This is a genomic window from Enterobacter sp. NFIX59 (assembly GCF_900113755.1).
Taxonomy (GTDB): domain Bacteria; phylum Pseudomonadota; class Gammaproteobacteria; order Enterobacterales; family Enterobacteriaceae; genus Enterobacter; species Enterobacter pseudoroggenkampii.
Window position 1 is genome coordinate 167,732 of sequence record NZ_FOQN01000007.1, and the last position, 6,815, is coordinate 174,546.

Sequence of the window (6,815 nt, forward strand, 5' to 3'; positions counted from 1 at the left end):
CAACGTTTTATAGTACGTAACTCATTTACGTTTAACGCTGGGGTGAGAGTCCCCAGGCCCTGGAGATATGGATGAAATCACTGTTTAAAGTAACGCTGCTGGCGACGACGATGGCTGTTGCGCTGAACGCGCCGCTGTCATTCGCTGCTGATACTGCTGCGAAGCCTGCTGCCACTGCAGACAGCAAAGCGGCGTTCAAAAATGACGACCAGAAATCCGCCTACGCACTGGGCGCATCTCTGGGCCGTTACATGGAAAACTCTCTGAAAGAACAAGAGAAACTGGGCATCAAACTGGATAAAGCTCAGCTGATCGCGGGCGTTCAGGACGCATTTGCAGATAAGAGCAAGCTGTCTGACCAGGAAATTGAACAGACTCTGCAGGCGTTTGAAGCGCGCGTGAAGGGTGCCGCGCAGACTAAGATGGACGCGGACGCTAAAGACAACGAAGCGAAAGGCAAAGCCTACCGCGACACCTTTGCTAAAGAGAAGGGTGTGAAAACCTCTTCGACTGGCCTGGTGTACAAAGTTGAGAAAGAAGGCACCGGCGATGCGCCTAAAGACAGCGACACCGTTGTTGTGAACTACAAAGGTACGCTGATCGACGGTAAAGAGTTCGATAACTCTTACACCCGCGGTGAGCCGCTCTCCTTCCGTCTGGATGGTGTGATCCCTGGCTGGACTGAAGGCCTGAAAAACATCAAGAAAGGCGGCAAGATCAAGATGGTTATTCCACCGGATCTGGCCTATGGCAAAACCGGCGTTCCGGGTATCCCTGCCAACTCTACGCTGGTCTTTGACGTAGAGCTGCTGGACATCAAACCGGCACCGAAAGCGGATGCCAAGGCAGACGCGCCGGCTGACGATAAAGCCGCTGCTGCTAAGAAGTAATGCTGAAAAAAAACCGCCGCCTTTAAGGCGGCGGTTTTTTATTGTGGGGCAGATATAATTAACACTGGAAAGCGTTAGGCACGCTGTATTAATTTAGTTGTCCGTGTAGATAATGAGCCTGCCCTGAAAACCTAACGACAGGCTCCTGAAAAGGAGTGTTTTTTTCATGTCCAGGTCGCTTTTAACCAACGAAACCAGTGAACTTGATTTGCTGGATCAACGTCCTTTCGATCAGACCGACTTCGATATTCTGAAATCCTATGAAGCGGTAGTGGACGGGTTAGCGATGCTCATTGGCTCCCACTGCGAAATCGTATTGCACTCCCTGCAAGATCTGAAGTGTTCCGCCATCCGCATTGCGAATGGTGAGCATACTGGCCGTAAAATTGGTTCGCCAATTACCGACCTTGCATTGCGTATGCTGCATGACATGACCGGCGCGGACAGCAGCGTCTCCAAATGCTATTTCACCCGCGCCAAAAGCGGCGTGCTGATGAAATCAGAAACCATCGCGATTCGAAACCGCGAGCATCGTGTTATTGGGCTGCTGTGCATCAACATGAACCTTGATGTGCCATTCTCGCAAATCATGAGCACCTTTATTCCACCAGAAACGCCGGACGTTGGCTCTTCTGTTAACTTTGCCTCCTCCGTTGAAGATCTGGTGACGCAGACGCTTGAGTTTACGATTGAAGAGGTGAATGCCGATCGCAACGTCTCGAACAACGCGAAGAATCGTCAGATCGTGCTCAATCTCTATGAAAAAGGGATTTTTGATATTAAAGACGCCATCAACCAGGTGGCCGATCGTCTGAACATCTCCAAGCACACGGTCTACCTCTATATTCGTCAGTTCAAAAGCGGCGATTTCCTGGGACAAGACAAGTAATGCGTTTTGCGTTAATGGTGACAGGCCCGGCGTACGGTACTCAGCAGGCCAGCAGCGCGCTGCAGTTTGCGCATGCGCTACTGGCGGCTGGACATGAGCTGGCGAGCGTCTTCTTCTATCGGGAAGGGGTGTATAACGCGAATCAGTTTACGTCACCGGCGAGCGATGAGTTCGATCTGGTGCGCGCCTGGCAGGCATTAAACGAAAAGCAGGGCGTAGAACTGCACATCTGCGTGGCGGCGGCACTGCGCCGCGGCGTGACCGATGCAACCGAAGCCGCGCGTTCTGGTTTATCGGGTTCTAACCTGCAGCCCGGTTTTTCGTTGAGTGGTCTGGGTGCACTGGCACAGGCGGCATTAACCTGCGACAGAGTGGTGCAATTCTGATGAAGCGCGTGGCATTTGTTTTTACGTCTGCGCCACACGGCAGCGCTTCCGGCCGCGAAGGGCTGGATGCGTTACTTGCGACCTCCGCGCTGACCGAAGATATCGGCGTCTTCTTTTTGGGGGACGGGGTGTTTCAGCTTCTGGCGGGTCAGCAGCCACAGGCCATTCTTGCGCGGGATTATATCGCTACCTTCAAAGTGTTGCCGCTGTACGACATTGAAAACCTTTATGTCTGCGCCGACTCGCTGGCCGCTCGCGGTTTGGATGAGAAGACGCCTTTCGTGCTGGATGTGACCGTCGTGTCTTCTGCGGCGTTGCGCGAACACCTTTCCCACTACGACACCGTTCTGACTTTCTGAGGCCGCCATGCTCCATACTCTGAGCCATTCACCGTGGCAATGTGATATCGACGCGTTACTGAGTATGCTGCGCGAAGGTGACGATCTGCTGCTGATTCAGGATGGCGTGCTTGCCGCACTGGAAGGCAGTCGTTTCGTTGAAATTCTCACGAACGCCCCCATAACAGTCTCTGCGCTGAAAGACGATCTGGATGCGCGGGGTCTTTCTGGTCAAATTTCAGCCAAAATTGACGTGGTTGGCTATACTGATTTCGTCAATCTTACTGTGACGCACGCCAGTCAAATGAACTGGTGATCTGAGATCGCTGTATATTTCTTGACACCTTTTCGACGTAGCCCTAAAATTTCGCGTCCTCATATTGTATGAGGTCGATTTATTACGTGTTTACGAAGCAAAAGCTAAAACCAGGAGCTATTTAATGGCAACAGTTAACCAGCTGGTACGCAAACCACGTGCACGCAAAGTTGCGAAAAGCAACGTGCCTGCGCTGGAAGCCTGCCCGCAGAAACGTGGCGTATGTACTCGTGTATATACCACCACTCCTAAAAAACCAAACTCCGCACTGCGTAAAGTATGCCGTGTGCGTTTGACTAACGGTTTCGAAGTGACTTCCTACATCGGTGGTGAAGGTCACAACCTGCAGGAGCACTCCGTGATCCTGATCCGTGGCGGTCGTGTTAAAGACCTTCCGGGTGTTCGTTACCACACCGTCCGTGGTGCGCTGGACTGCTCAGGTGTTAAAGACCGTAAGCAGGCTCGCTCCAAGTACGGCGTGAAGCGTCCTAAGGCTTAATGGTTCTCCGTTAAGTAAGGCCAAACTGATTTATCTTAATGTCACACTAAACTCTTTGAGTTTTGGACAATCCTGAATTAACAACGGAGTATTCCCATGCCACGTCGTCGCGTCATTGGTCAGCGTAAAATTCTTCCAGATCCGAAATTCGGATCAGAACTGCTGGCAAAATTTGTAAATATCCTGATGGTAGATGGTAAAAAATCTACTGCAGAAGCAATCGTATACAGCGCGCTTGAGACCCTGGCTCAGCGTTCTGGTAAAAATGAACTGGAAGCTTTCGAAGTCGCTCTCGACAACGTTCGCCCAACTGTAGAAGTTAAGTCCCGCCGCGTTGGTGGTTCTACTTATCAGGTTCCAGTTGAAGTTCGTCCGGTTCGTCGTAATGCCCTGGCAATGCGTTGGATCGTTGAAGCTGCTCGTAAACGCGGTGATAAATCCATGGCTCTGCGTCTGGCGAACGAACTTTCTGATGCTGCAGACAACAAAGGTACTGCAGTTAAGAAACGTGAAGACGTTCACCGTATGGCAGAAGCCAACAAGGCGTTCGCACACTACCGTTGGTAATCCCTTCGGAGTCTTAGTCACCAGGCGGGCGCTTCAGAGAAGCCGCCCGCTCTGGGTAACTTAACTGAACGCCTAAAGATATAAACGAGGAATCAAATGGCTCGTACAACACCCATCGCACGCTACCGTAACATCGGTATCAGTGCGCACATCGACGCCGGTAAAACCACTACTACCGAACGTATTCTGTTCTACACCGGTGTAAACCACAAAATCGGTGAAGTTCATGACGGCGCAGCCACCATGGACTGGATGGAACAGGAGCAGGAGCGTGGTATTACTATCACCTCCGCAGCGACTACTGCATTCTGGTCAGGTATGGCTAAGCAGTACGAACCGCATCGCGTAAACATCATCGACACCCCAGGGCACGTTGACTTCACCATCGAAGTAGAACGTTCCATGCGTGTTCTTGACGGCGCGGTAATGGTTTATTGCGCAGTTGGTGGTGTTCAGCCACAGTCTGAAACCGTATGGCGTCAGGCGAACAAATATAAAGTTCCACGCATCGCGTTCGTTAACAAAATGGACCGTATGGGTGCTAACTTCCTGAAAGTTGTTGGTCAGATCAAAACCCGTCTGGGCGCGAACCCTGTTCCGCTGCAGCTGGCAATTGGTGCTGAAGAAGGCTTCACCGGCGTTATCGACCTGGTGAAAATGAAAGCCATCAACTGGAACGATGCAGACCAGGGCGTTACCTTCGAATACGAAGATATCCCAGCTGCAATGCAGGACCTGGCTGACGAATGGCACCAGAACCTGATCGAATCCGCTGCTGAAGCTTCTGAAGAGCTGATGGAGAAATACCTGGGTGGTGAAGAACTGACTGAAGAAGAGATCAAAAAAGCTCTGCGTCAGCGCGTTCTGAACAACGAAATCATCCTGGTAACCTGTGGTTCTGCGTTCAAGAACAAAGGTGTTCAGGCGATGCTGGATGCGGTAGTTGACTACCTGCCATCCCCAGTTGACGTTCCTGCGATCAACGGCATCCTGGACGACGGTAAAGATACCCCGGCTGAGCGTCACGCAAGCGACGAAGAGCCATTCTCTGCACTGGCGTTCAAAATTGCTACCGACCCATTCGTGGGTAACCTGACCTTCTTCCGCGTTTACTCTGGTGTGGTTAACTCCGGTGACACCATCCTGAACTCCGTGAAAGCGGCGCGTGAGCGTTTTGGCCGTATCGTACAGATGCACGCTAACAAACGTGAAGAGATCAAAGAAGTTCGTGCGGGCGACATCGCTGCAGCTATCGGTCTGAAAGACGTGACCACTGGTGACACCCTGTGTGACCCGGATCACCCGATCATTCTGGAGCGTATGGAATTCCCAGAGCCGGTAATCTCCATCGCAGTTGAACCAAAAACCAAAGCTGACCAGGAAAAAATGGGTCTGGCTCTGGGCCGTCTGGCGAAAGAAGACCCATCATTCCGCGTATGGACTGATGAAGAATCTAACCAGACCATCATCGCTGGTATGGGTGAACTGCACCTGGACATCATCGTTGACCGTATGAAGCGTGAATTCAACGTTGAAGCGAACGTGGGTAAACCTCAGGTTGCTTACCGCGAAGCGATTCGCGCGAAAGTTACCGACATTGAAGGTAAACACGCTAAGCAGTCTGGTGGTCGCGGTCAGTACGGTCACGTTGTGATCGACATGTACCCACTGGAGCCGGGCTCTAACCCGAAAGGTTACGAGTTCATCAACGACATCAAAGGTGGTGTAATTCCTGGCGAATACATCCCAGCCGTTGATAAAGGCATCCAGGAACAGCTGAAAGCGGGCCCTCTGGCTGGCTATCCGGTTGTTGACATGGGTGTTCGTCTGCACTTCGGTTCTTACCACGACGTTGACTCCTCTGAACTGGCGTTTAAACTGGCTGCGTCTATTGCCTTTAAAGAAGGCTTTAAGAAAGCAAAACCAGTTCTGCTTGAGCCAATCATGAAGGTTGAAGTAGAAACTCCTGAAGAGAACACCGGTGACGTTATCGGTGACTTGAGCCGTCGTCGCGGTATGCTGCGTGGTCAGGAATCCGAAGTAACTGGCGTTAAGATCCACGCTGAAGTTCCGCTGTCTGAAATGTTCGGATATGCAACTCAGCTGCGTTCTCTGACCAAAGGTCGTGCATCATACACCATGGAATTCCTGAAGTATGATGATGCGCCTAACAACGTTGCTCAGGCCGTTATTGAAGCCCGTGGTAAGTAATCCACAGGATTAAAACCTAAGTCCCGTGCTCTCTCCACAGGGGAGAGCACTATAGTAAGGAATATAGCCGTGTCTAAAGAAAAATTTGAACGTACAAAACCGCACGTCAACGTTGGTACTATCGGCCACGTTGACCATGGTAAAACTACCCTGACTGCTGCAATCACTACCGTTCTGGCTAAAACCTACGGTGGTTCTGCTCGTGCATTCGACCAGATCGATAACGCACCAGAAGAAAAAGCACGTGGTATCACCATCAACACTTCCCACGTTGAATATGACACCCCGACTCGCCACTACGCACACGTAGACTGCCCAGGCCACGCCGACTATGTTAAAAACATGATCACCGGTGCTGCGCAGATGGACGGCGCGATCCTGGTTGTTGCTGCGACTGACGGCCCAATGCCTCAGACTCGTGAGCACATCCTGCTGGGTCGTCAGGTAGGCGTTCCTTTCATCATCGTGTTCCTGAACAAATGCGACATGGTTGATGACGAAGAGCTGCTGGAACTGGTAGAGATGGAAGTTCGTGAACTGCTGTCTCAGTACGATTTCCCAGGCGACGATACCCCAATCGTTCGTGGTTCTGCTCTGAAAGCGCTGGAAGGCGAAGCTGAGTGGGAAGCGAAAATCATCGAACTGGCTGGCTTCCTGGATTCTTACATCCCAGAACCAGAGCGTGCGATTGACAAGCCATTCCTGCTGCCAATCGAAGA

At 51.6% G+C, this 6,815-nt stretch carries 9 protein-coding genes; all 9 read left to right on the forward strand.

Going from position 1 to position 6,815, the window contains the following annotated elements; translation table 11 throughout:
• Positions 1-71: 71 nt before the first annotated feature.
• A complete protein-coding gene (fkpA, locus tag BM007_RS20310) occupies positions 72-890 on the forward strand; it encodes an FKBP-type peptidyl-prolyl cis-trans isomerase (protein ID WP_023309460.1) in 819 nt (272 codons plus the stop codon).
• Between the two features lie 166 nt (positions 891-1,056).
• On the forward strand, positions 1,057-1,779 hold the full coding sequence (locus BM007_RS20315; protein WP_003861697.1) for a helix-turn-helix transcriptional regulator: 723 nt from the start codon (positions 1,057-1,059) through the stop codon (positions 1,777-1,779).
• A complete protein-coding gene (gene tusD, locus BM007_RS20320) occupies positions 1,779-2,165 on the forward strand; it encodes a sulfurtransferase complex subunit TusD (RefSeq protein WP_048992404.1) in 387 nt (128 codons plus the stop codon). Before BM007_RS20315 ends, tusD begins: the two co-directional genes overlap by 1 nt.
• Positions 2,165-2,524, forward strand: a complete 360-nt coding sequence (gene tusC / locus BM007_RS20325; RefSeq protein WP_090420686.1) for a sulfurtransferase complex subunit TusC — start codon at positions 2,165-2,167, stop codon at positions 2,522-2,524. The genes tusD and tusC overlap by 1 nt, the downstream gene beginning before the upstream one ends.
• A gap of 7 nt (positions 2,525-2,531) precedes the next feature.
• Complete coding sequence (gene tusB, locus BM007_RS20330; protein ID WP_024907951.1) at positions 2,532-2,819, forward strand: sulfurtransferase complex subunit TusB; 288 nt, start codon at positions 2,532-2,534, stop codon at positions 2,817-2,819.
• 124 nt (positions 2,820-2,943) lie between these two features.
• Entirely contained in the window at positions 2,944-3,318 is a 375-nt protein-coding gene (gene rpsL / locus BM007_RS20335; protein WP_000246815.1) for a 30S ribosomal protein S12, read from the forward strand.
• A gap of 96 nt (positions 3,319-3,414) precedes the next feature.
• Positions 3,415-3,885 carry a 30S ribosomal protein S7 gene (gene rpsG / locus BM007_RS20340; RefSeq protein ID WP_004106370.1) on the forward strand — a complete coding sequence of 157 codons (471 nt, stop codon included), beginning with the start codon at positions 3,415-3,417 and terminating at the stop codon, positions 3,883-3,885.
• Positions 3,886-3,981: 96 nt separating this feature from the next.
• Positions 3,982-6,096 carry an elongation factor G gene (fusA, locus tag BM007_RS20345; RefSeq protein ID WP_008503004.1) on the forward strand — a complete coding sequence of 705 codons (2,115 nt, stop codon included), beginning with the start codon at positions 3,982-3,984 and terminating at the stop codon, positions 6,094-6,096.
• A gap of 69 nt (positions 6,097-6,165) precedes the next feature.
• The coding region (locus BM007_RS20350; RefSeq protein ID WP_090420689.1) for a GTP-binding protein at positions 6,166-6,815 on the forward strand (650 nt) is incomplete at its 3' end.